General features: G+C 62.0%; 24 protein-coding genes and 1 tRNA gene. 12 read left to right on the top strand and 13 right to left on the bottom strand.

Annotation, left to right across the window (positions count from 1 at the left end; all coding sequences use genetic code 11):
* Positions 1 to 54: 54 nt before the first annotated feature.
* From ASD00_RS37500 to ASD00_RS37480, 5 genes are all read left to right on the top strand, one after another.
* Positions 55 to 561, top strand: a complete 507-nt coding sequence (locus ASD00_RS37500) for an NUDIX hydrolase (RefSeq protein WP_025426038.1) — start codon at positions 55 to 57, stop codon at positions 559 to 561.
* 114 nt (positions 562 to 675) lie between these two features.
* Entirely contained in the window at positions 676 to 2,181 is a 1,506-nt protein-coding gene (locus ASD00_RS37495; protein ID WP_025426037.1) for an inorganic phosphate transporter, read from the top strand.
* Positions 2,182 to 2,192: 11 nt separating this feature from the next.
* The gene (locus ASD00_RS37490) at positions 2,193 to 2,930 is read left to right on the top strand and encodes a 16S rRNA (uracil(1498)-N(3))-methyltransferase (protein ID WP_025426036.1); all 738 of its coding nucleotides are present in this window, start codon (positions 2,193 to 2,195) and stop codon (positions 2,928 to 2,930) included.
* A 144-nt stretch (positions 2,931 to 3,074) separates the two neighbouring features.
* Positions 3,075 to 4,448, top strand: a complete 1,374-nt coding sequence (locus tag ASD00_RS37485; RefSeq protein ID WP_025426035.1) for a glutamate--cysteine ligase — start codon at positions 3,075 to 3,077, stop codon at positions 4,446 to 4,448.
* Between the two features lie 300 nt (positions 4,449 to 4,748).
* Entirely contained in the window at positions 4,749 to 5,576 is an 828-nt protein-coding gene (locus ASD00_RS37480) for a DUF937 domain-containing protein (protein WP_057211571.1), read from the top strand.
* Between the two features lie 353 nt (positions 5,577 to 5,929).
* Here ASD00_RS37480 and ASD00_RS37475 read toward each other — a convergent pair whose 3' ends face one another.
* Entirely contained in the window at positions 5,930 to 6,220 is a 291-nt protein-coding gene (locus ASD00_RS37475) for a DUF1127 domain-containing protein (RefSeq protein ID WP_057211569.1), read from the bottom strand.
* Between the two features lie 208 nt (positions 6,221 to 6,428).
* Between ASD00_RS37475 and ASD00_RS37470 the strand changes: the two genes are divergently transcribed.
* The gene (locus tag ASD00_RS37470; RefSeq protein ID WP_025426032.1) at positions 6,429 to 7,379 is read left to right on the top strand and encodes a LysR substrate-binding domain-containing protein; all 951 of its coding nucleotides are present in this window, start codon (positions 6,429 to 6,431) and stop codon (positions 7,377 to 7,379) included.
* A gap of 263 nt (positions 7,380 to 7,642) precedes the next feature.
* Here ASD00_RS37470 and ASD00_RS37465 read toward each other — a convergent pair whose 3' ends face one another.
* The 5 genes from ASD00_RS37465 to ASD00_RS37445 all read right to left on the bottom strand — a co-directional run bounded on the left by ASD00_RS37465 (position 7,643) and on the right by ASD00_RS37445 (position 13,307).
* Entirely contained in the window at positions 7,643 to 8,518 is an 876-nt protein-coding gene (locus tag ASD00_RS37465) for a dienelactone hydrolase family protein (RefSeq protein ID WP_025426031.1), read from the bottom strand.
* 242 nt (positions 8,519 to 8,760) lie between these two features.
* Entirely contained in the window at positions 8,761 to 9,789 is a 1,029-nt protein-coding gene (adhP, locus tag ASD00_RS37460; protein ID WP_025426030.1) for an alcohol dehydrogenase AdhP, read from the bottom strand.
* Positions 9,790 to 10,093: 304 nt separating this feature from the next.
* Positions 10,094 to 10,510, bottom strand: a complete 417-nt coding sequence (locus ASD00_RS37455; protein WP_025426029.1) for an MAPEG family protein — start codon at positions 10,508 to 10,510, stop codon at positions 10,094 to 10,096.
* Positions 10,511 to 10,614: 104 nt separating this feature from the next.
* Complete coding sequence (gene guaB, locus ASD00_RS37450) at positions 10,615 to 12,117, bottom strand: IMP dehydrogenase (RefSeq protein WP_025426028.1); 1,503 nt, start codon at positions 12,115 to 12,117, stop codon at positions 10,615 to 10,617.
* Positions 12,118 to 12,314: 197 nt separating this feature from the next.
* Positions 12,315 to 13,307: an MBL fold metallo-hydrolase gene (locus tag ASD00_RS37445; protein ID WP_025426027.1), complete on the bottom strand. Its 993-nt coding sequence runs from the start codon at positions 13,305 to 13,307 to the stop codon at positions 12,315 to 12,317.
* A gap of 180 nt (positions 13,308 to 13,487) precedes the next feature.
* Between ASD00_RS37445 and ASD00_RS37440 the strand changes: the two genes are divergently transcribed.
* A complete protein-coding gene (locus ASD00_RS37440) occupies positions 13,488 to 14,897 on the top strand; it encodes a DHA2 family efflux MFS transporter permease subunit (RefSeq protein ID WP_025426026.1) in 1,410 nt (469 codons plus the stop codon).
* 4 nt (positions 14,898 to 14,901) lie between these two features.
* Here ASD00_RS37440 and ASD00_RS37435 read toward each other — a convergent pair whose 3' ends face one another.
* The 4 genes from ASD00_RS37435 to ASD00_RS40690 all read right to left on the bottom strand — a co-directional run bounded on the left by ASD00_RS37435 (position 14,902) and on the right by ASD00_RS40690 (position 17,955).
* Positions 14,902 to 15,285, bottom strand: a complete 384-nt coding sequence (locus tag ASD00_RS37435) for a VOC family protein (RefSeq protein ID WP_025426025.1) — start codon at positions 15,283 to 15,285, stop codon at positions 14,902 to 14,904.
* A 3-nt stretch (positions 15,286 to 15,288) separates the two neighbouring features.
* A complete protein-coding gene (locus ASD00_RS37430; RefSeq protein WP_025426024.1) occupies positions 15,289 to 16,026 on the bottom strand; it encodes an RlmE family RNA methyltransferase in 738 nt (245 codons plus the stop codon).
* Between the two features lie 112 nt (positions 16,027 to 16,138).
* On the bottom strand, positions 16,139 to 17,689 hold the full coding sequence (locus tag ASD00_RS37425) for a Ppx/GppA phosphatase family protein (RefSeq protein ID WP_025426023.1): 1,551 nt from the start codon (positions 17,687 to 17,689) through the stop codon (positions 16,139 to 16,141).
* A 5-nt stretch (positions 17,690 to 17,694) separates the two neighbouring features.
* Complete coding sequence (locus ASD00_RS40690; protein ID WP_128090403.1) at positions 17,695 to 17,955, bottom strand: hypothetical protein; 261 nt, start codon at positions 17,953 to 17,955, stop codon at positions 17,695 to 17,697.
* A 63-nt stretch (positions 17,956 to 18,018) separates the two neighbouring features.
* Here ASD00_RS40690 and ASD00_RS37420 point away from each other — a divergent pair.
* Together ASD00_RS37420 and ASD00_RS37415 are read left to right on the top strand one after the other, a co-directional pair.
* Positions 18,019 to 18,092: transfer RNA gene (locus ASD00_RS37420), tRNA-Gln, on the top strand.
* A gap of 207 nt (positions 18,093 to 18,299) precedes the next feature.
* A complete protein-coding gene (locus tag ASD00_RS37415) occupies positions 18,300 to 19,139 on the top strand; it encodes a hypothetical protein (RefSeq protein WP_025426022.1) in 840 nt (279 codons plus the stop codon).
* Positions 19,140 to 19,348: 209 nt separating this feature from the next.
* On the opposite strand, the gene ASD00_RS37410 is transcribed toward ASD00_RS37415, so the two are convergent.
* Positions 19,349 to 19,987, bottom strand: coding sequence for a class I SAM-dependent methyltransferase (locus ASD00_RS37410; RefSeq protein WP_057211566.1), 639 nt, complete (start codon positions 19,985 to 19,987; stop codon positions 19,349 to 19,351).
* 189 nt (positions 19,988 to 20,176) lie between these two features.
* On the opposite strand from ASD00_RS37410, the gene ASD00_RS37405 reads away from it, so the two are divergent.
* Positions 20,177 to 20,359, top strand: coding sequence for a YegP family protein (locus ASD00_RS37405; RefSeq protein WP_025426020.1), 183 nt, complete (start codon positions 20,177 to 20,179; stop codon positions 20,357 to 20,359).
* A 110-nt stretch (positions 20,360 to 20,469) separates the two neighbouring features.
* Here the strand turns inward: ASD00_RS37405 and ASD00_RS37400 are convergent, their stop codons facing one another.
* Entirely contained in the window at positions 20,470 to 21,609 is a 1,140-nt protein-coding gene (locus tag ASD00_RS37400; RefSeq protein ID WP_107026893.1) for a fumarylacetoacetate hydrolase family protein, read from the bottom strand.
* 254 nt (positions 21,610 to 21,863) lie between these two features.
* Here ASD00_RS37400 and ASD00_RS37395 point away from each other — a divergent pair, with 254 nt between their 5' ends.
* The gene (locus ASD00_RS37395) at positions 21,864 to 22,265 is read left to right on the top strand and encodes a hypothetical protein (protein ID WP_113567036.1); all 402 of its coding nucleotides are present in this window, start codon (positions 21,864 to 21,866) and stop codon (positions 22,263 to 22,265) included.
* 161 nt (positions 22,266 to 22,426) lie between these two features.
* On the opposite strand, the gene ASD00_RS37390 is transcribed toward ASD00_RS37395, so the two are convergent.
* The gene (locus ASD00_RS37390; RefSeq protein ID WP_025426017.1) at positions 22,427 to 23,047 is read right to left on the bottom strand and encodes a TetR/AcrR family transcriptional regulator; all 621 of its coding nucleotides are present in this window, start codon (positions 23,045 to 23,047) and stop codon (positions 22,427 to 22,429) included.
* 73 nt (positions 23,048 to 23,120) lie between these two features.
* Between ASD00_RS37390 and ASD00_RS37385 the strand changes: the two genes are divergently transcribed.
* On the top strand, positions 23,121 to 23,894 hold the full coding sequence (locus ASD00_RS37385; RefSeq protein ID WP_051509154.1) for an SDR family NAD(P)-dependent oxidoreductase: 774 nt from the start codon (positions 23,121 to 23,123) through the stop codon (positions 23,892 to 23,894).
* The last annotated feature ends 34 nt before the right edge of the window (positions 23,895 to 23,928 follow it).

Here is a 23,928-nt window from a genome sequence, read left to right as displayed (position 1 = left end):
TACTGGCTGGAACGTCCAACGAACACTGATTCGCTAAGAGGAGAGCAAACGACCTTGAACTTCCTGAACCGGCTCGCATCCGATGTGCAGCTGATGCTGCGTCGACCGGCGCGCATGCAATATGCAGCGCTCTGTTTCCGTGTTCGCAAGAAGTCCAAGGCGCTCGAGATTCTGCTGATCACCAGCCGTGATACCGGCCGCTGGGTCATTCCCAAGGGATGGCCTATGCAAGGCAAGCGTGCCCACGAGGTGGCCGAGCGCGAGGCCTATGAAGAGGCAGGCGTCAAGGGCCGAGTGCAGAAGGCCCCGGCCGGCTTCTATCTCTACAAGAAGCGCATGGATCACGGCCTGAAGATCTCGGTCAAGGTCCAGGTGCATGCCCTCGAGGTAGACGATCTCTGCAAGCACTTCCCCGAGGAAGGTGTGCGCAAGCTGGAATGGGTCAGCTGCGAGGAGGCAGCCAGCCGTGTCGCAGAGCCGACACTGAAGGAGCTTATCCTCGCCTTCGGCCGCCGCGTGGCGGCACCGCCCTCGCCGGTCCCCAAGGCCGTCACCGGCTAGCCACCGCGGGCGATATCTTCGGCCATCTTTTGCACAGCTTTGCAGACATCATCAATTCCGCTTGAAAGCATTTCGCGGTGGCAGTAGTGGCCATGGTGAAAAGGGAGACCGCCATTGCCAAAGTCGCGCACGCGCCTTGAAAAGCAGACGCTCGACAAGGATCTGGACAAGTTCAGCCTTGCCGAGGAGGCATCGCAGCAGGTGATGCGTGGTCTGGCAGCCCCGGGCCTCGCTCTCCTGTTCCTGCTGCTCAGCATGGCATTTGCCGCAAGCTTCGTGACGAACTCGGCGACCGCGCCGATCATCATCGCCGCAGCCGCGATCGCCGGCTACATGGCGATGAACATCGGCGCCAACGACGTCACCAACAACGTCGGCGCGGCCGTTGGCGCCAAGGCGATGTCGATGGTAACGGCGCTGACAATCGCCGCCGTCTTCGAAATCGCTGGCGCGATGCTCGCCGGCCGTCAGGTGACACTGACGGTCGAGGCGGGCATCATTTACGGAGAAGACATTCTCGGGGCCCAGACGATCGTCTGGGTGATGATGGCGGCGCTCGCCTCGTCGGCCGTCTGGATCAATATCGCCACCTATTCCGGCGCGCCGGTTTCAACGACCCATTCGATCATTGGCGGCATCGTCGGAGCGGGCATTGCGGCTGCAGGCGTCTCCAGCGTGCAATGGTGGGAACTTGCCGGCATCACCGCCAGTTGGTCGATTTCACCTGTTCTCGGCGGCGTCATCGCCGCTGCCTTCCTTGCGCTTCTCAAGGAATTCATCATCTACCGCGAGGACAAGATCGCATCGGCCAGGCGCTGGATGCCCGTGCTTCTCGGGGTGACGGCAGGTTGTTTTACCGCCTATCTCGCGGTGATCGCCCTGGTGCAGGTTGCCTCGATCTCGCTGGTGACGGGCCTCGGCCTCGGCCTGATCGTCGGCATCGTCGTCTATTTCCTGAGCAAACCGTGGATTCGCCGTCAGTCGGAGGGTCTCGACAACCGCAATCAGTCGCTACGCAAGCTGTTTCGTGCGCCGCTGATCCTGGCGGCTGCGCTGCTTTCCTTCGCACACGGCGCCAATGACGTTTCCAACGCCATCGGTCCGCTGTCGGCGATCGTGTCCGCGCTCGACGGTGTCATCACCACGGAGAGATCGCCAACACCGCTTTGGGAACTTGCGATCGGCGCCATCGGCATATCGCTCGGCCTGCTGCTCTATGGCCCACGGCTGATCCGCGTCGTCGGCCAGGAAATCACCCGCCTCAATCCGATGCGCGCCTTCTGCGTTGCGCTGGCAACCGCGGTAACCGTGCTGCTCGCCTCCGCCCTCGGCCTGCCGATCAGCTCGACCCACACGGCGGTCGGCGCCGTCTTCGGCGTCGGCTTCTTCCGCGAATGGTATACTCGGCACTCGCAGCGTCGCCTGGAATATGTGCGCCAGAAGACCGGGCAGGCAGACTTCATGGGATCGACCGAGACCAACTTTGCCGAGGTCCGCCGCCGCCGACTGGTGCGCCGCTCGCATTTTCTGACGATCGTTGCCGCCTGGGTCATCACCGTTCCGGCCTCGGCCCTGCTTTCGGCCGTCGTCTACTTCATCCTTTCCAGCCTGTTCATCTAGAGGTAATCGACATGCGCGCCAATTTTCGCATGCAGCGACTGTTCGTGGAACATGCACTCCATGCCGGTGCAACCCAGGAGACGACCAAGGAACAGTTCAACTATTTGATCAACGTGCTCCGCTACGAGGAAGGCGGGTCCGTCCTCGTGTTCAACGGCCGCGACGGCGAATGGCGAGCCGAGCTTTCGCTCCCGACCAAGAAGCGCCTGATCCTGACTGCCGTCGAGCAGACACGTCCGCAGCCGGCACCTTGCGATCTCGTCTATCTCTTTGCACCGCTAAAGGTCGGCCGCCTCGACTACCTCGTGCAGAAGGCCGTCGAGATGGGCGCCGGGGTGCTCCAGCCGGTGATGACGCAACATGTTCAGGGCAAGATCGGCAACCTCGACCGGGTGCGCGCCAATGTCGTCGAGGCCGCGGAACAATGTGGCGTGCTCGGCATACCCAGTGTCGAAGAGCCCCGCCGGCTTGAGGACCTGCTGCAAAGTTGGCCCGCGGATCGGCGCATCATCTTCTGCGACGAAGGCAGCAACAGCCAGAATCCGCTACCGATCCTGAACGGCATTAAGGAAAAGAAGCTGGCACTGCTGATCGGGCCCGAAGGCGGTTTTTCCGACAGCGAGCGAAGCCTGCTGCGCAGCCTCGATTTCGTCACCGCCATTCCTCTTGGCCCCCGCATTCTCAGGGCCGATACCGCAGCGGTTGCGGCCATGGCGGTCATACAGGCAACGGTCGGTGATTGGCACTAACCGGTCGTTCGCACGCAAGCGCGGCGCATACTTTTTTTGAACAGATCTTGAAAGAAATTGACTTGCACCGCACCTGAATACGGTTCAAGCAGCCCCATCCACTTCCGCTGACCGGCGGAACCGCTCAAGCAAAAGAAGACGCTCATGGCCCGAGATACCACCGACCAGACGCCGGTAACCTCTGTCGCTGACCTGACCGCTTATCTGGCGGAGGGCTCGAAACCGGAGGAGCGGTTCCGGATCGGAACGGAGCACGAAAAGTTTGCCTTCTTTAAGGCGGACAACAGCCCCGTGCCCTATTACGGCGACGCCAGCATCCAGGCGCTGCTCAACGGTATGGCTGCAAAGAGCGGCTGGGATCCGATCGTTGACGAGGGCAATATCATCGGTCTTGCCGAGCATTCCGGCAACGGGGCGATCTCGCTGGAGCCGGGCGGTCAGTTCGAGCTCTCCGGTGCGCCACTCGAAAACCTCCACCAGACTTGCAAGGAATCGAACCAGCACCTCGCCGTCCTGCGCGAAGTGGCCGAGCCACTCGGCATTCGCTTCCTCGGCATCGGTGGCAGCCCGAAATGGACGTTTGACGAAACGCCGCGCATGCCGAAATCGCGCTATGGCATCATGAGCCGCTACATGCCCAAGGTCGGCACCAAGGGTCTCGACATGATGTATCGCACCTGCACGATCCAAGTGAACCTCGACTTCTCCTCGGAAGAGGACATGCGCCGCAAGATGCAGGTGTCCTTGAAGCTGCAGCCGCTGGCGACCGCTCTGTTTGCAAGCTCCCCCTTCACCGATGGCAAGCCGAACGGGCTCCTGTCCTGGCGCGGCGATATCTGGCGCGACACAGACAACCAGCGCTCCGGCCTTCTGCCTTCCGCTTTCAAGCCGGACTTCGGCTTTGCGGACTATGTCGAATGGGCGCTCGACGTGCCTATGTATTTTGTCGTTCGCGACGACCACTATCACGACTGTACCCATGTCACCTTCCGTCAGTTCATGGGCGGAGCGCTCAAGGGCGAGATCGCCGACTGGCAGCCGAACATGGGCGACTGGACCAATCATCTCTCGACCCTCTTCCCCGACGTGCGCCTCAAGCGCTTCCTGGAGATGCGGGGCGCCGACGGCGGCCCCTGGCGTCGGATCTGCGCTCTGCCTGCCTTCTGGGTCGGCCTGCTTTACGACGGCGAGGCGCTCTCTGCCGCCGAAGCACTCACGCGCGACTGGACCTTCGAGGAGGTCGGCTCACTGCGTGACACAGTGCCCGCCCAGGCGCTCAACACAAAATTCCGCGCCGGCAGCCTCTACGACATCGCCCGCGAAGTCGTTTCGATCTCGCGCGGCGGCCTGAAGCGACGCAACCGGCTGAACGGCGACGGCATCGACGAAAGCCAGTTCCTCGCACCGCTCGACGAAGTGCTTGCCAAGAAGGCAACGCTCGCCGAGGATCTGCTGTCGCTCTACAACGGCCGCTGGAATGGCTCCGTCGATCCGGTCTTTGCCGAGTACCAGTACTGAGCCGGTAAGCCTGCCATTACAGCGCCGCGCGTCAGGCATGACGCGCCCAAGGACGCTGTAACCGCTTAAACTTGCTGCATAATTTCGTCCTTAAATCGAGCCGGATTTAAGGAATTATGCAGTAAAAAGCGGTTTCCAGCCTCCAATTTCCCGGTATAGTGCAACGATATGCGTCGCTTGCAGCGCCGCGCATCAGACATGACGCGCAAAGGACGCTGCCACGCTTTACACTTGCTGCATCATTTTCCCCTTAAATCGTTCCGATCTAAGGAATCAGGCAGCAGCCGAAGGGAACCGGGGATGGCACCGCTTTTTGACATGTTCACGCAGGCGCAGAACGGACAGGCCACGGAGCTGATGGCTCGACAATTCGGGCTTGCGCAGGAGCAGATGGCGAAAGCTACCGCAGCGCTGCTCCCGGCCTTTTCCGCCGCCTTCAAGCGCAACACCACAAACCCCTACGATTTCGGCGCGCTGCTGACGGCGATGTCCAGCGGCAGCTATGCCAAATACTTCGAGGACGTGAGCCAGGCATTCACGCCGCAAGGCATGGCCGACGGCAACGGCATCCTCGGCCAGCTCTTCGGCTCCAAGGAAATGTCGCGCGCGATCGCGGCCCAGGCAGCCCAGGTCACCGGCATCAGCCAGGAGATCTACAAGCAGATGCTGCCGGCCATGGCCGATACGTTGATGGGCGGGCTGTTCAAGCAGGCGACGGGCCAGTTTGCAGGCGCGAACGTCGCCTTTGCCAACAATCCGATGGCAACGATGATGCAGCAGTGGATGCAGGCGGCCGGCCTTGCCAGGAAGCCGGAGCCGCAGGCCAACCCCTTCGACAATCCGTTTACGCAGGCGATGCAGGACTTCTTCGGTGCCGGCAAGAAAGAAGAGAAGGCCAAGGCGCCCGACCTCTTCGCCGATAATCCCTTCATGAAGGCGTTCCAGGACATGATGCAGACCGGCGCCGGCACGACAGCCAAGCCGGCTGCTGACAATCCTGCCGTCGCCCAGTTTTCGCAGATGATGAACAGCATGTTCGACAGCGGGCTGGAAATGCAGAAGGAATATCAGAAGAACATCGAGGCGCTGTTCGACAGCTACAAGACCGGCACCGGCGACAAGGCCTGAGCTGGATTAGAGCATTTCCAGAAAAAGTGCGAAGTGGTTTTCCGCCTGGAAATGCGTAAAAACAAAGAGATAGAGCGTTTCTGCGACTCCGTCTAAACCGGAAACGCTCGACGACGCTACCCTCACCAATCCGGCACCTGCTGGAAAAGAAAAAGGCCCGGTACATGTCTTGGTTCATGTACCGGGCCAAGCGGCAGGGTCTATTGGCTCTACCCTGCGGGGAACGTTTGGGCGCGCGATAGAGGCAGCAGCACCGAAACTTCGAAATTCGTAGCATGACCCGCGTTGGCGGCAGCTTGCGCGGATCATGCTCGACTGGCGCATCTCAAGCGGCGGGATGCGCCATAGGGAAATCAATCGTGACGGATCCCCTTGTAGAAGAGGCTCACGCGGTTTCGCGACGCACGCGTCAGATAGCTGGCGGGATTGTCGAAGAAGGGCGAGGTGATCGCCTCGTGCACATCTTCGCGCCGTAGCCCCATATCGAGCAGTTGGCGGTCATCCAGCTCATTCAGACGCGCAATCTGGCATCGGCTTCGAAACAGGCGCCATGCAGCCGTCATCACGCCGATAACGCCAGCGGCGCGGGAGGCATAGGCCTGCTTTCCGGCAACGAGGTCGAGGACGTGGTCGGTCGTGCGCATGACGGTACTCCTTTTTTCAGGCACGAAGGGACCCGTCCCCTGCGCGAGGTCAAACGCAGGGGTGGGCCAGGGAAGTTGGGATTAGCCGGCACCTGTGCCGGCCGGGATCAATGAAATTTGCCCCTGATAGATCGCAAATCCTTATTGATCAGTCCAACGAATGTTTTTAATGATATTCATCAAACAATCTTATGGGTGTATCACGGCCATGTCCGCACCGCTTGACATTGATCAGCTGCAAACCTTTGTCGCGATCGCCGACACGGGCAGCTTCACCAAGGCCGCCGACCGGGTTTTCAAGACACAGTCGGCCGTATCCATGCAGATGCGGCGCCTGGAAGAGCGCATCGGCAAGCCGTTGTTCATGAAGGACGGGCGCGGCAACCGCCTGACCGTCGAGGGTGACCGGCTGCTCAACTTCGCCCGCCGGATGATCCGTCTCAACAACGAGGCGATGGCCTCCTTCGACGACAATCGCCTCGAGGGCACGCTGCGCATCGGCACGCCTGATGACTATGCCGACCGCTACATGCCGGAGATCATCGTGCGGTTTGCCAAGACGCATCCGAACGTCGAGCTCTACATCATCTGCGAACCTTCGGTGGATCTTGCGGAGAAGATGGCCAAGGGCGATCTCGACATCGCACTGGTTACGCACAATCCACGTGCCCGAGCCTCGGACGTGGTGCGCACAGAGCCGCTCTGTTGGGTAAGTTCGATCAACCATCCGCTGCCGGAAAATGCGCCAATCCCGCTTGCGGTCGGCCGACGCGACTGCCAGTGGCGGCAGGCGGCCTGCGCCGCGCTCGATGCGACCGGCAAGGAATACCAGATCCTGTTTACCAGTTGGTCCTCGACCGTGGTCGCGGCCGCCGTGCTTGCCGGCATGGCGGTTTCGGTCCTGCCGGAATCGGCGCTGCGTCCGGGCATGAAGGTGCTGACGCTTGCGGACGGCTTCCCGGCGCTGGCTCCAGTGCAGATCGGCATCATGAAGCGGCCGGGTCTGTCGCCATCGCTATCGAATGCGATCACCAACCACATCACCGCCTGCCTGGACAACATCACGCCGATCACCGTCAACGACGACATCGACGGCGATATCAAGGGTTTTCCGCGCTATCCGCGGCTGCGGCAAAGCCACATGCTGCCGGGCTGGTAAGCATTTTTCGACACTTAGCAAAAAGGCCGCGCTTCCCGTGGGAGGCGCGGCCTTTTTTATGCGAAACGAGACGGGAGGGAAGAGGCGGACCCAGTGCCCGCCTCTTCTCCCCGCTTACAAGGTAGCGCTGCTGATCGCGCCGCCTTCATAGGCGTGAGCGGCTAGATCATTTCACTGTTTCATCGAAACAGTGAAATGATCTAACTCGTTGAAATAACGCAATTCCGGACGGGAAACCGTTTCACACTCTTCCTGGAATTGCTCTAGCCGAGCTTCGCCTTCAGAAATTCGACAGTGCGGCTCCAGGCAAGATCGGCTGCGGCCTTGTCGTAGCGGGCGGCCGACGTGTCGTTGTTGAAGGCGTGGTTGACGCCGTCATAGACATAGATCGTCGCGTCCTTGCCATTGTCGGTCAGCGCCTTGCGATAGGCTTCGATACCCGCATTAATGCGTTCGTCGAGGCCGGCATAATGCAGCAACAGCGCCGCCTTGATCTTCGGCACGTTCTCGGCCTTGGGCTGCGCGCCATAATAGGCGACACCCGCCTTGAGATCGGGCGCATTGACCGCAAGCCGATTGACCAGTCCACCGCCCCAGCAAAAGCCGATGGCGCCGACCTTGCCGGTCGACTGCGCGTGCTCTTCGAGGAATGCGACGGTTGCCACAGCATCCGCATTGGTTTCGGCGGCATCGAGCGCGCCGATCATCTCGCGTGCCTTGTCCTCATCCGCCGGCGTGCCGCCCGATGGCGACAGAAAATCCGGGGCGAGCGCGATGAAGCCCTCGAGCGCCATGCGGCGGGCGACATCGCGAATATGTGGATTGAGCCCGCGGTTCTCGTGGATGACGATGACGGCCGGCAGCTTTCCGGTCATGTTTGCCGGGCGGACCAGATAGCCCTTCATGTCGCCGTCGGCGCCGGGATAGGAAATGTCCTCGCCGATGATGCGATTGTCGGTATCTGCGATCATTTCGGCCTTGGCGCTGCTAGCAGCAAGCAAGGGGGCAATTGATGCTGCGGCCGCGGCAGAGCCGGCAAGTGCGGTCAGCGTTTCCATGAAACGGCGGCGATCAAGACTGAGATGGGTGTACTCGTCGTAAGCGTCGATCATTGCCTGCGTGATGACGGGTTTGTTCATGACGGCCTCCTTCGGTTTCTTCTCCTCAACAGCGCCGCGCGTTAGATATGGTGCGCCAAGGGCGCTGTAAGGCTTTAAACTCGCTGCATGATTTCTCCCACAAATCGGTTCCGATTTAAGGAATTATGCAGTGGCGGCAGCGCGAAAGATTACCGCCCGCGACAGAATAGGTCAGCGGGCGGCATCGAACATACAAACTTGCGTTACCGCTTGGCGGAAAGGCACACTTCGCAGCAGGCGGATCAGCCGGCGAGATCAAGCACAATGCGGCCATCGATCTTGCCCTCTTCCATGCGCTGGAAGATGGCGTTGATGTTCTCGATCTTGTCCCAGGTGAAGTGGGAGGCGACCTTGCCCTCGCCCGCAAACTCCAGTGACTCCTCGAGGTCCTGGCGGGTGCCGACGATAGAGCCGCGGATGGTGATGCGCTTCAGGACCGTATCGAAGATCGGCACGCACATCTGGCCAGGCGGCAGACCGACCAACGCCATCGTTCCCTTGGAGCGCAGCATGTTGAAGGCCTGCTCCATCGCCTTGGGTGCCACGGCCGTCACCAGCGCGCCGTGCACGCCGCCGGTCGCCTTCTGCACCTGCTCGACCGCATCCTTGTCGCGCGCATCGACGACGAGATCGGCGCCCAGCTTTCCCGCCAGCGCCAGCTTGTCGGGGAAGATATCGACGGCTGCGACATGCATGCCCATGGCCTTGGCGTATTGAACCGCCATGTGACCGAGACCGCCGATGCCGGAGATCAGCGCCCATTCGCCGGGGCGCACTTCCGTTTCCTTGAGACCCTTGTAAACCGTGACGCCGGCGCAAAGGACGGGCGCCGCCGGGCCGAACTCGAGCTTATCAGGCAGCCGGCCGACAAAGTCCGGATCGGCCAGGCCATACTCCGCGAACGTGCCGTTGACCGAATAGCCGGTGTTCTGCTGGCTGCCGCAGAGCGTCTCCCATCCGGTCCGGCATGGCGTGCAACCACCGCAGGCGGTGTGCAGCCACGGCACGCCGACGCGGTCGCCTTCCTTCAGCCGCTTGACGCCGGAGCCGAGCTTGGCGACATAACCGACGCCCTCGTGGCCGGGGATGAATGGTGGATTGGGTTTTACCGGCCAGTCACCGTTCACCGCATGCAGGTCGGTATGGCAGACGCCGGTCGCCTGAAACTTGATCAGCACCTGGCCGGGACCGGGCACTGGTATCGGCATTTCCTCGATCACGAGCGGCTTGCGGAATTCGCGCACCACGGCGGCTTTCATCGTTGCGGTCATATCGATCTCCGATGCTGTCTTGTTCGACGTCGGCGCAAAGGCCTTTGCCGGGCACGCGAGGCGCCAGCGACAAAGCTACGCTAACGACAGCCAGACTATCCGCAAAGTCGTGACGGGTACTTGATACGCATCAAGGCGCGAAGTTCATGTCGGAAAGTGTCGCAGATTTGCGTCAGTCGTGCCGGAGCGGCACCCGACCCAAAGCGCCGCGCGTCTTACCAGACGCGCAGAGGTCGCTGTAGCGTTTTGAATTGCTGCCTGTTTTGTCCTGAAACCGGCTGCGATTTAAGGAAACACGCAGCCATCAGTTCATCGCCATCCAGACGGAAAGCCAGATCCACATCCCACCGAGTGCAGCCACGCCGACCATGAACAGCGGTCGGCGGTAGCGGATGCGGTTGCTGGTGACATGGACGAAGGCATGCAGATAGCGCGAAGCAATGAACACCCAGGCGAGCGCCAGCGAGACGATATTGTCAGCCTCGGTGATGTAGAGAAGCACGCAGCAGACGTGGAAAAGCACCGGCAGTTCGAACTGGTTGGCGATGCTGTTGCGGACGACCAGGCTCTCGCCCGGCTCGTCGCGGTTCTCGCGAAACTGCGAAACCGAAACCTTGCCGGCCCGCACGAGACCGACGCGGCGGATCGACAGCAGGGCATAGAGGACGAAAACGAGCAGCACATGCGCCACCATCGGCCGGAAGATCTCGAAGCCCGTCACCGCTCTTACTCCACTCGACACAACCAAACAGGAAAACGGGGGCGCCGGATGGCACCCCCCATCAGGAAAAACGGGGGCGCCGGCCGGCGCCCCCGGGAGGACTCTTAGTGCGAGCCCGGATAGTTCGGGCTTTCGCGGGTGATGGTGACATCATGCGCATGGCTTTCCCGAAGGCCGGCGCCGGAGATGCGCACGAAGGTGGCGCGCTCCTGATAGTCCTTGATCGTCGCGCCGCCGACATAACCCATCGACGCCTTGAGGCCGCCGGCGAGCTGATGCAGAACGCCGGACACAGGGCCCTTGTAGGGAACCTGGCCTTCGATGCCTTCCGGTACGAGCTTCAGCGTGTCGCGCACTTCGGCCTGGAAATAGCGGTCGGCCGAGCCCCGCGCCATCGCGCCAACGGAACCCATGCCACGATAGGCCTTGAACGAGCGGCCCTGGTAGAGGAACACTTCACCTGGGCTTTCGTCGGTACCGGCAAGCAGCGAACCGACCATGACGGCGGAAGCGCCGGCGGCGATCGCCTTGGCCAGGTCGCCCGAGAACTTGATACCGCCGTCGGCGATGACGGGAATGTCCGCGGCCTGAGCGGCTTCGACAGCAGCCATGATCGCGGCCAGCTGCGGAACGCCGACGCCGGCCACGATACGCGTGGTGCAGATCGAGCCCGGACCGATACCCACCTTGACCGCATCGGCACCGGCGTCGATCAACGCCTTGGTGCCATCAGCGGTGGCGACGTTGCCGGCCATGATGCGAACCGAGTTCGACAGCGTCTTGACGCGGGTGACCGCATCGAGAACGCGCTGCGAATGGCCGTGCGCGGTATCGACAACAATAAGGTCGACGCCGGCGTCGATCAGACGTTCGGCGCGCTCGAAGCCATCATCGCCGACGGAGATGGCGGCGGCGGCGCGAAGACGGCCCTGCGCATCCTTGGAGGCGTTGGGGTTCAACTGCGACTTCTCGATGTCCTTGACGGTGATGAGGCCGACGCAACGGCCGTCGCCGTCGACGACCAGAAGCTTTTCGATGCGGTGCATGTGCAGCAGGCGCTTGGCCTCCTGCTGGTCGACGCTTTCCTTGACGGTGATGAGGTTTTCACGCGTCATCAACTCGTAGATCTTCTGGTTCGGATCGGAGGCGAAACGCACGTCGCGATTGGTGAGGATACCGACGAGACGGCCCTGCTTCTGGCCACCGTTGCCGCCGTTTTCAACGACCGGGATACCGGAAATGCCATGGATCTTCATCAGGCCGAGGGCGTCCGCCAGGGTGCCATCGGGACCGATCGTCACCGGATTGACGACCATGCCGCTTTCGAACTTCTTGACCTGGCGGACCTCTTCGGCCTGCTCGACCGGCGTCAGGTTGCGGTGGATGACGCCGATGCCGCCGGCCTGTGCCATGGCGATCGCCAGGCGTCCTTCGGTCACGGTATCCATGGCCGAGGAAAGGATCGGGAGGTTGAGGTCGATATCCTGCGCGATGCGGGTAGAGATGTTCGTCTGTCCCGGCATGACTTCGGAATGCCCGGGCTGGAGCAGAACGTCGTCGAAGGTCAGAGCCTCCAGACCGGTTGCCGTTTCGATGATACGCGCCATGGCCAATTCCCTTCAATAAACGAAAATCCCCGGGAAACGGGCTGCGATTTGCCCACCGGGTGACTTCAAAGCTTTTCTTGGAAGTTGGCGAGGGCTCGTAACACGGATATGTCAGGATGAAAATAGCAAAGCCCGGGAAATGTCCCGGGCTCGACCCATTGTTGTTGCATGGCAACATTTTTGCCCGTCCGCAAAGCTCAGATATCGAGCTGGTAGCTCGCCGGCACGAAGCGATAGCCCTGGTCGTGCACTTCCACGAAACCGACGGCCGGGAATGGCATGTGGTAGCCGATGAAGGGCAGTCTTTCGTTCGCAATCATGTCGAAGACCTTGCGGCGCGAGACGGCAGCCGCTGCCTTGTCCATGTCGAAGCGCACCTCCCAGTCCGGCCGCTGCAGCGACAGGACATAATGATTGGCGGTATCGGCCGTCAGCATCATCGCCTTGCCGTCCGATTCGAGACGGAACACCATGTGTCCGGGGGAATGGCCGAAGGCAGCCATCGCCGAAATGCCCGGCGCCACGTCGGCGCCGTCGCCGATGAACGTCGCCTTCTCGGCGAGCGGCACGACCTTTTCCAGCACACCCTTATGGCCACCCTCGGCCGGCGTGCCGACCCGGGCCGGGTCCTTCCAGAAGGCATATTCGGCCTCGCCGATGATATAACGGGCATTGGCAAAGGCCGGCTTGCCGCCCTCCATCAGGCCGCCGATATGGTCGCCGTGCATATGCGTCAGCACCACCACGGAGACGCGCTCGGGCGCGTAGCCAGCCGCGCGGATGCCGTCGATGAGGCGGCCGGAACCCGCTTCCCGTCCGGCTTCGCCCAGGCCGGTGTCGAACAGGATCACCTCGCTCCCGGTATCGACGAGAACAGGCGAATAGCTGTTGAGCAGCGCGTCGGTTGGAAGAAAATTCTTGGCCAGCAATTCGGATACGGCCTGTTCCGACTGGTTCGTGCCGTAGGTCTCATGCGGCCTGGCAGAGACGCGCGTGCCGTCGCTGATGACAACAACCTTGAGCGCGCCGAGTTTGAGAGCCCGGATGGGCGTTTGTGCTGATTGCATGTTCCGGTTGTCCGCTTTTTCCTGCGCTGCGGCAGATCCCACCATGATTGAGGGTGCCGCCAATACACCCGTTGTCCCCGCCGTCATCAAGGTGCGGCGGTTCATCGACATGTCGCTCGTCATCATTTTCTCCCGAAATCGCAGCTTCGGTTCCATCACCCGGCCAGAACTAGCGTCTTGACAGCAACGGACAGGCGGGATCACAGGCTTTTGATCCACAATCGTCGGTTTGGTCCCGACAAAGCCATCGCAAGCGCTAGCTTGGAGCCGAGCTGACGCTGACCACGCCCAAGGCAAATTCGCATGAACCGTATCGTCCCGATGATCCTAGCCGTCGCGCTCTTCATGGAGCAGATGGATTCCACCGTCATTTCGACATCGCTGCCGGCTATCGCCCGCGACATCGGCGTCGGGCCGATCACGCTCAAGCTGGCGCTGACCGCCTATATGGTGTCGCTGGCGATCTTCATCCCCTTGAGCGGCTGGATGGCCGACCGTTTCGGCGCCAAGAAGATCTTTCGCGCGGCGATCCTCGTCTTCATCGCTGGTTCAATCCTTTGCGCCATCTCCGACAGCCTGCTCGCCTTCGTGCTGTCACGGTTCCTGCAGGGCATGGGCGGTGCGATGATGACGCCCGTCGCCCGCCTCGTCTTGGTGCGCAGCGCACCGCGCAGCGAGCTCGTCTCGGCCATGGCGCTGCTCACGATCCCGGCGCTGGTGGGGCCGCTTGCCGGGCCGCCGCTCGGCGGCTTCATCACCACCTATTTCTCCTGGCACTGGATCTTCCTGATCAACGTGCCTGTCGGCATCGCCGGCTATATCCTCTCCGGCATCTACCTGCCCCACATGGAACCCCGCAATCCGCCGCCGGTCGACATTGTCGGCTTCCTGCTCGGCGGCATCGCCGCATCCGGCGTCGTCTTCGGCCTGTCGGTCATCAGCCTGCCGGCGCTGCCGCCGATCATCGGTATCGGCTCGGTCATCACGGGTGTGATCGCCACCCTGCTTTACATCGTCCATGCCCGAAGCCATCCGCACCCGATCCTCGACCTCAAACTGTTTCAGGACAGCGCGTTTCGCGCCGCCCAGATCGGCGGCACGGTATTCCGCATTTCCGTCGGCGCGGTGCCCTTCCTGATGCCGCTGATGCTGCAGGTCGGTTTCGGCCTCAACCCGTTCCAGTCCGGGATGATCACCTTCATCGGCGCGGTCGGCGCGATCACCACCAAATTCTATGCGCGCCGCGTGCTCGCCTTCGCCGGCTTCCGCACGACGCTGATCATCGCCGCCATCATTGCAGCGGTCACCACCTTCGCCAACGGCTTCTTCACGCCGGCAACGCCCTATCTGGTGATGGTCACCATTCTCTTGATCGCCGGTTTTGCCCGCTCGTTCTTCTTCACCAGCGTCAACGCACTGTCGTTTGCCGATATCGACGATGCGGATGCCAGCAAGGCGACATCGATGAGCGCGGTTCTGCAGCAGATCAGCCTGGCGCTCGGCGTGGCCGTTGCCGGCGCGATCCTCGAAATCGAGACCTCGCTCAGCGGCGGGCCGCTGCAACTCGACAACTTCCATACTGCCTTCATGATCATCGCCATCGCCAACCTTCTGGCGGCAATCCCGTTCCTGACAATGGCGAAGAATGCCGGCGCATCCGTTTCCGGCCACAGGCTGCCCGTGCGGGAAATCGAAACGACGGCAGGAAAGTGAAAGATTATTCCGGCCGTTCGCAGACGGCAGACAGCTTGTTGCCATCCCGGTCGCGCACGAAGGCCGCGTAGAAATGCGCGTGGAACGGCCTGAGGCCGGGGGCGCCCTCGTCCGTGCCGCCGTTGGCAAGTGCTGCCGCATGGAAGGCATCGACCGCCGCGCGCGTTTCGGCTTCAAGCGCGATGGTCGCTCCATTGCCAAAGGTCGCAGGCTTGCCATTGAACGGTGTCACCACCCAGAAGCGGCACCTGATATCGCCATCGGCGCTGTAGCCGATTTCGGTCTCGTCCTGGCGCTGACGGCGGTATCCGAGCGTCGCCAGAACCGGGTCGTAAAACACGCCCGCGCCGTCGAGATCGTTGGTGCCGACCGTCACATAAAGCAGCATGATTTAGTCCGCAGCCTCGTCTTCCATCGGTTCGTCCGTGTCGGTGACGCGGCGTCCCTTGAAGCCCTTGGCGAGCAGGAACATTTCCACCGATTCGGCACGCGAAGACGCCGGCTTGATGTGGATGACCTGGCGGAAATTCTGTTTGAGCATGTTGAGCAGATCGCGCTCGGTGCCGCCCTGGAAGGTTTTTGCCAGGAAATGCCCACCTTCTGCGAGAACGTCGACGGCGAAATGGGCTGCGACTTCGCAGAGATGCATGGTACGGAAATGGTCCGTCTGGCGGTGTCCCGTCGTCGGCGCCGCCATGTCGGAGATGACCAGATCCGGCGTGCCGCCGATCGCTTCCATCAGCTTCTCAGGCGCCTGCGGGTCGAGGAAGTCCATCTGCAGGATGCGAACGCCCGGCAGCGGATCCATCTCCAGGAAGTCGATCGCTGCCACACGCGGATCGCCATCCGTCGAATTGGTCACCTTGGCGGCGATCTGCGACCAGCTGCCGGGAGCGGCACCCAGGTCGATGATGCGACGGGTGCCATTGAGGATCTTGTGCTTCTCGTCGATCTCCAAGAGCTTGAAGGCCGCGCGCGCCCGGTAGCCTTCGAGCTGGGCGCGCTGGACATAGGGATCGTTGATATGGCGCTCGATCCAGCGGCGGGACGAAGCCTTGAGCTTGCCCTTCTTGACCTTCTGACCAAGCTTTCGACCGCTGCGGTTGCCGCCAACAGGAGGTTTCGTCATGTCTTGTTTCCTTCGTGGCGGCGACTGCCGCACATCCCTTCGGACGCACCGGGCCTGCCGTATCTGCAGAAGTTATCGCACAATTGCCTAAATCGTTGTCCGATTGAAGGAATTATGTGGTTGAGCTGCGCTGATGCCGGCGCGGTCGCGAGCGCCGCCAGGCGCCATCATCCGCCATCATGTCGGTCAGCAAGCCTTCGCGCAGCCCGCGATCGGCAACACGCATGCGCGTCGATGGCCAGCGGCGACGGATCGCTTCGAGGATTGCGCAGCCTGCCAGCACCAGATCGGCGCGATCGGGGCCGATGCAAGGGTTTGCCGCCCGCGCATCAAAATCCCACGAAAGCAGCCGCGCTTGCATGGCGGACACCTCGTCATCGGAAAGCCAGAGACCATCGACGCGGCGGCGGTCGTAGCGCGGAAGATCCAGATGAACGCCGGCAAGCGTGGTCACCGTGCCCGACGTGCCGATCAGGTGGAAGCCGCTGCCGGCAATGCCCGTTGCCAGCGCTTCGACCGGCGGGCTGTCGAAACGCGACAGCATGCCCTCGACTTCCTGGACCATGGCTTCGAAGTTTGCCGGGGTGACATGTTGGCCGCCATGGCGTTCGGAAAGGGTCACGACGCCGACCGGCAGCGAGGTCCAGTGGGTGATGTGATTGGCGAGCCGATTAGACCTGCTATCGCCGATGCGGATGACGGCGATCTCCGAGGAGCCTCCGCCGATATCGAAGAGAACGACCGACCTTGTCTCGCGATCGACCAGCGACGAGCAGCCCGACACGGCAAGCCGCGCCTCGGTCTCGCGGTTGATGATCTCAAGCTCGAGCCCGGTTTCCTTGGCCACGCGCTCGAGGAAGCTTTCGCCGTTTTCGGCGGCGCGCGCAGCTTCGGTGGCGATCAGCCGGCGGCGGCGAATCATCCGCGCACCCAGTTTGGTAGCGCAGACTTTCAGCGCCTCGACGGCGCGGTCCATCGCGTCCTCGGACAACCGGCCGCTGGCACCCAGCCCTTCACCCAGCCTGACGATGCGCGAGAAGGCATCCACCACCCGGAACTGGCCGGGGCGGGTCGGCTGCGCAATCAGCAGACGGCAATTGTTGGTACCGAGATCCAGCGCCGCATAAAGCGGCGCCGGCGGCTCGCTGGCGGCAACGAACGGCGCGCGCGGCTGGTCGCCCCGCGGGGCAGCCTGCCCGCCGGACTGAGGCGCTCCGGGCCTAGACGTGGTTGCGCCCTCGCTGGGGCGCGATTGTGCTTGCTGCTGACGCTCGCCCGAGGTGAGCGGCCGTCCCTGAATGCCACGGCGATGCCGCGCCTTCTTGTTGCGCTTGTGCCCCTTCCTGTCGCCCATTGCCGGGTCGACAAGCTGCACGTCGCGACCGCCCGCGGAAGCGGGCGCGGCCTGAGCCTGCTGTTTTGCGGATTTCGAACGACGACGCCGTTTGCGCTTGCGCGCCGGTTCCGCATCGTCTGGTCCTGCGGGACGCCCTGCCATGCCGGCACCGCCGGGTTGGCTGGCAATTGCAGACGGCAAAGCAGACGACTTGCGCCGTTTCCGCTTGCCCTTGCCGTTGCGCGGACCCATCTTGGGTCCATCGCTACGGCCTGCTGCCGACGCCCCGGATTCGGACGGCTTTTCGCCGTGATCGGGGTCTTTCACTTGTCTCAACCATCGCGCCGCGCAAAGCCTTTCGGCCGCTCAAGGCGCTTTCTCGATTTTTCGTTGGGGCGACTGTACCAGTGCAGTCCCCATTCGCCAAACTTTTTTTGAGAAACGGCTTGTGCACAACAAAGTGGCTGCGCGGCTTTCCCCTGCCCGACACCAACGGACAGACCGGGGTTGCCGGTTCGCCGGCCTGTTGACATCGCCGCCAAGCACACCATCGCCGCCGCCTGTGCGATTTTTTTTGCAAAAGGTATTTGCATCGGCCGCTGATTTGTTTATAAGCCCGCCAACCAACCCGACGGGCTTCGCCCCGACGGCGGCTTTGGGGAATAGGTTAACGGTAGACCCACGGACTCTGACTCCGTTAGTCCTGGTTCGAATCCAGGTTCCCCAGCCAAACTCTTTCACAAACAAATTCAGTAGCGTAAACACCTCGGCACGCGTGACTTTCGCACGCCTTGCGCCGATGCCTAGAATGCCCCTTTCGAAAGACACGGTCGCGTTCGACACCCTCACATCCAGATGCCTTGCAAACGGAATTCGCGTTGAGATTGCATTAACGATGTTTGCTTACTCTTTGCTAGGGTTTTCAGGGGGTGGGCAGATGTTTCGGACGAACGGTTTTCTTGTTTTTCTCTTGTCGAGCGCATCGCTCGCAGCGGCCGCCGATATGGATGGGCCATTGGTCGGGGCGGCCGACTACTATGAAGCGCCGGTCGAACAGGCATCGCTGGGCGTAACGGGATATATCGAAGGCGCCTACGGAAGTGTCGTCGATTCTCCCGGCGACATTGATGCCGACGCATGGGCGCTGCGTGGCGCCGTCAACTTCGATGCAGGCGGCGGCTTCAATCTCCAGACGGATCTCGGCTACGCCCGCGCCTCGATCGGGGACGCCGACACGAATACTTATAACGGCACCCTGCACGGTTATTACCGAGACAACCTCTATGCGGCGGGTGTGTTCGTGCAGGCGGCGCGTCTCGATGCAGGGTTCGACAGCCACATCAACGATTATATGGGCGGCATCGAGGGCGCCTATTTCCAGGACACATGGACCATCCACGGTGCGGCCGGTTATGGCCAGGCGGGATGGGAGGGTTTCGACGCCGACCATTACATGGCCGCGCTCGGCGCTCGCTTCTATGCTACAGACAACGTACGCTTCGATGTCGACGGCGCTCTCGACCGCATCACCGACAGCGGCATCGACTACGACATCCGCAGCCTGAAGCTGACGGCGAACTATCGCTCGGTATACTTCCCGGTCACATTGTTCGGCGGATACAAATACGCCGACGAGGAGGTATCCGGTTTCGGTTCGTCGGTGTCGGGCGACAGCAGCACGATCTTCGGTGGCCTCCGGTTCTCCTATGGGTCGAACAGCATCAAGGAAGAAGAGCGCCTGGGACCGGTCTGGTCCAACAACAGCCGAGCGTTTTGATCACGAGACCTATCTCGCAAATAGCGGTCGGGTCGCTGTGTGCCGGCAAATCGCATACCGAACACCGCGCCGGCTCTCCCCAGACCTCGGCGTGGCTGCGCCCGAATGTCGAAGGCTGACGCAGTCTGCCGGCAGACATACCGCGAAGATCAGGCTCGCAAAGTTCGGCGTGGAGATCGTCACGAACGCCGGAGCCGCGGCCCGACATGTCATCTCTTGCGCGCGACGATATAGGGACGGCTGTCGTTGCCCTTGGTCGCGTGGTTTTCCGTGGCAAGCACGTCGAAACCGGCAGCATGGATGATCTGACCCAATTCAGCCGCCCGGAAGATGCCGGCGTAAGGCGCCTGCCCGAGCGCTCGCATCGCGGGCAGCAGGACAAGCCGAATGAGCGGGTTCATATCCCCGACGCAGGGCGTCTTGGAAATGAACAGACCCTGCGGCGCCAGCAGGGCGTGAATGTGGCCCAGCGTGCCGGCCAAGTCGCGAACCAGATGCAGATAGTTGAACCCCATGATGACGTCGAACTGTGTTTCTTCGGGCGTCAGCGCCTCGACGGTTGCGACCCGGAAGGCTAGCCCCGGGATGGGATCGGCGGCACACCTTTCTTCGGCAATCGCTACCATTCCTTTGGAAATATCCGTCCCAAGATAGCTTTGCACATGGCTCGCAAGCCGGAGCGCCGTTGTTCCTGTCCCGCAACCCACTTCCAGCACCCGGTCGCTTGGTCTCAAAAGGGCGCGGGTTCGCTCCAGCGTGCGCTCATATCCGGCTTGATCGGCAATCTTGCCCATGGCGTATTTGCGCGCGCTCCGGTCCCAGAAGCGGGCGTCAGTCTCCATGCTCATGGTGGGTTTTCTGCCTTTCCAGTGCGGGGCCGGTCCGCTGTGTGGGAAATTGCTCCATCGTCCATACGAGGATCAAGGTCAGGTGAAGCGGACGTGTAGATTTGAATGAGACCGCCGACATCTTGTCAACGCCGCTTGCAACTGCCACGCTAGTCCCTGCGTGATTCACGATTACATATGGGAGGGCACATGGCTCATAAGTTCGAGATCTACAAAGACAAGGCTGGCGAATATCGGGTTCGCTTCAAGTACAACAGCGAAGTGATGTTTTCGACCGAAGGCTATTCGAGCAAGGCAAGCGCTCAGAACGCCATCGATTCGATCAAGAAGAACGGACCGAACGCGCCTGTCGAAGACAACAGCCAAGCTTAACTAAATTCCATGAGAGGCCCGCCGATGAGGATCGGCGGGCCTCTTTCCTTTAAGGCGGGCACTTGCCTAGCGCGCAATCCGGGCGCTTATTTCCGGCTGATGAGCCGCGGCTAAATCAGACCACGGCTGGCGAGATTGCGCATCAGCGCGGCCATGCCGAACGTCCAGGGCGGGCAATCCGTCGACAGGCGCACCACGTTGGTCAGGCTACCAAGTTCAGCATTTGAAATCGTCACCAAATCGCCGATCCTGTGGGTGAAGCCCTGCCCCTTCTCGTCGCGGTCTTCGACCGGGGCAAACAACGTGCCCATGAACAGCATCAACCCATCGGGATATTGATGGTGTGGCCCGATCGTCTGGGCGACGAGGTCGAGCGGGTCACGACTGATCTCCGCCATGCTGCTCATTCCCTTCAGGCGGTAGCCATCGGCGCCTTCGACCAGCAGCTCGAGTTCGGCCCTGCGCACATGATCGATCGTGTAGGTCTCGTCGAACAGGCGGATGAACGGGCCGATCGCACAGGAGGCATTATTGTCCTTCGCCTTGCCGAGAAGCAGAGCGGACCGGCCCTCGACATCGCGCAGGTTGACGTCATTGCCGAGCGCCGCGCCCTTGACGGCGCCGTCAGAGGCAACGGCCAGCACGATTTCCGGTTCCGGATTGTTCCAGCGCGAAATCGGGTGGAGGCCGACATCGGCACCCGAACCGACCGATGACAACACCTGTGCTTTCGTAAAAACTTCCGCATCCGGACCGATGCCGACTTCCAGATATTGCGACCAGACGCCCTCCTCGATCAGCGCGGCCTTGACACGGGCTGCCTCCGGTGAGCCGGCCTTAAGGTTTCGCAGGCTGTCGCCGATGACGGCAGTGACGCGTGTGCGGATCGCCTCGGCGCGGGCGGCATCGCCGGCCGCCCGCTCTTCGATGACGCGTTCGATCATCGAGCGCGCAAAGGTGACGCCACAGGCCTTCACGGCCTGGAGGTCACAGGGCGCAAGCAGGCGAAGGGTCGAGATCTTGCCCTCCCCCGTGAGTACGTCGGTCACCGACGCGAGACGTTCGCCATCGAGCTGACGGATGTGGGCAACCGGGTCGGGAAGCTCCAACAGATCGCGCATGGTGGGCGCCATTTTCGAGGTGATGTCGACAATCGCGCCGTCCCTGACGGTCACGAGCGCCGGCCCGTCAATATCAGATCGCCAGACGCGCCCGACAAAGGTTCCGCTTCGGTATGCCTCAAGCGTCATGATCGCTCCCCCAAAGAGATGATTTTCTTGCAGCGAAAACAGCGGGCTGTAAAGCGCATGCGATTTGGGTGGGTTGTACCCGATGGAACATTGCAAGTTTTCGCGCGTTTCCTGTTGCAGAGCGCGTCCAGTCGAGCATGCGAGGTTCGCAACGTTAGTTTGCAACCGCACAACCCGGTCCTCTGCCTTTGCCGAGGCCGTTCCGGCCGGCAAGACCCGTAGGCCGGAGGACGCCCAGAAAGGATGTGAACGCGATGAATCAACGTGAAGAGTTCAAGGAAAAGCCGCTCATCGACCCGGTGACAGGTCAGCCGACACCCATGCCGACAGATCCGGCACCGGTCCGCTCCGGGCGCAGCAGCTGGCCGCTCGTCATCATCCTGCTTGCCGGCCTCGTGCTCGCTTTGATCGCCTGGCTCCCGGCAGAACTGACGCGGGATACGACCGAGACGGCAACGCCACCGGCCACCACCGACCAGTCGACATCAGGGCAGACGGCGACACCGCCAGCAACGGATACGACGGCCACGCCGCCGGCCGATACGACCACCGCACCTTCCGGCGGAACGATGACCGCCCCGGAAACGACGCCGCAGCAGGGCACGACCCCGCCGGCAACGAACGGAACGACAACACAGCCGGCACCGGCCCAGTAACGGTATTGTCGCAATGGCTTGCCTTTGCCGGAAGAGCGTTCTTCCGGCAAAGGTCGAGTGTTGATCGCACCAGGACGTGGTTGTGCCGAAGAGCGCGCGCATTGGGGCGACCGCGATCAATTGAGACGACGCTTATCGGCCGTCATCGACAGCAGATCTCGTCATTCTCTCGTCGATGACGCCTTGACCATCGCGTCCCACCCCGCCGCGCAACAATCGGCGATTGCCATCAGGGTCTGACGCGAGGCTCCGTCGCGGGCGTGGATCGACATTCCATGCTGGATCGACGTGACATAGGCGGCGATGTCGTCGCAGGCCGTTCCCGCGGGCAGATCACCTTCCGCCACGCCACGCTCGAGACGCTGCTCTAATGCCGCCTGCTTTTCCAGCCGGCGCGCCTTCAGACCGTTGCACACCGCCGGGTCGACCCCCTCCATCTGCGGGGCAGAGAGCACCACCATGCAGCCGCGTGGCTCGGCCCATTGGGTAAAATTCTCGGCCGACCGGCGCAATAGGTCGTGCACCGCCTCCTTTGCCGTCGGTGCGCTGTCCAGAAACTCCCAGATACCGGCGCCATCGGTCCGGCCATAGAGGTCGACGGCCTCGAGGAAAAGCTTCGCCTTGCTGCCGAAGGCAGCGTAAAGGCTCGGCGGATTGAGCCCCATCACCCGCGTCAGATCGGCAAGCGAGGTGTTGTCGAAACCCTTGTCCCAGAAGATTTCCATCGCGCTCCTCAGCGCTTCCTCACGCGAAAAATTGCGCGGCCGGCCACGGCTGGACATCGCATGAACTCCTTTTTTTGTATCGACCAATACATAAATGACTTGACAGCGGGAGGCAAGTCGCCGCGTATATATGTATCGATCACTACAAATACGGAGCAAGAGCGTGTCGAATCTGAAAAACAAGGTCGCGTTGGTGACAGGCGGCGGACGCGGCATTGGTGCGGCGATCGCCAGGCGGCTGGCAAGTGAGGGCGCCATTGTCGCCATCACCTACGGGCAGTCGCAGGCAAAGGCCGATGCACTGGTCGCCGAAATCGAGCGCGCGGGCGGCAAGGCGCTCGCCGTACGCGCCGACAATCGAGATGCAAAGGCGGTGGAGACCGCCGTCCAGACGGTCGTCGAGCGGCACGGCCACATCGACATTCTGGTCAACAATGCTGGCATTTATGAAGCAGCCGCCATTACGGACGTGACCGCGGACGATTTCGACCGCACGGTCGATGTCAATGTGAAGGCGGTGGTACTGGCCACGAGCGCTGCGGCAAAACATATGCCGGAAGGCGGACGCATCATTTCGATCGGCAGCAATCTGGCGCAGCGCGTTCCCTTTCCGGGCATCAGCCTCTATGCGCTCAGCAAGTCGGCGCTCGTCGGCTTTACCAAGGCGGTCGCGCGTGACCTCGGACCGAAGAGCATCACCGTCAACATCGTCCATCCCGGCTCGACCAATACTGACATGAATCCGCAGGACGGCGCGCATGCGGATCCGCAACGCGGCTTGATGGCAATCCCCCGGTTCAACGATGCGAGCGAGGTGGCGAGCCTCGTCGCCTGGCTTGCCGGGCCCGAAGGCCGGGGCGTGACCGGCGCCGAATTCACCATCGACGGCGGCACGAACGCCTGACCGGCGACCAAATGCAGAAGAGGCCGGAAGCGAT

Origin of the sequence: Ensifer sp. Root31 (assembly GCF_001424825.1) — a bacterium.
Taxonomy (GTDB): Bacteria; Pseudomonadota; Alphaproteobacteria; order Rhizobiales; family Rhizobiaceae; genus Ensifer; species Ensifer canadensis.
The sequence above is the reverse complement of the archived record's forward strand: the minus strand, read 5'-3'. Positions and strand labels throughout refer to the sequence as shown.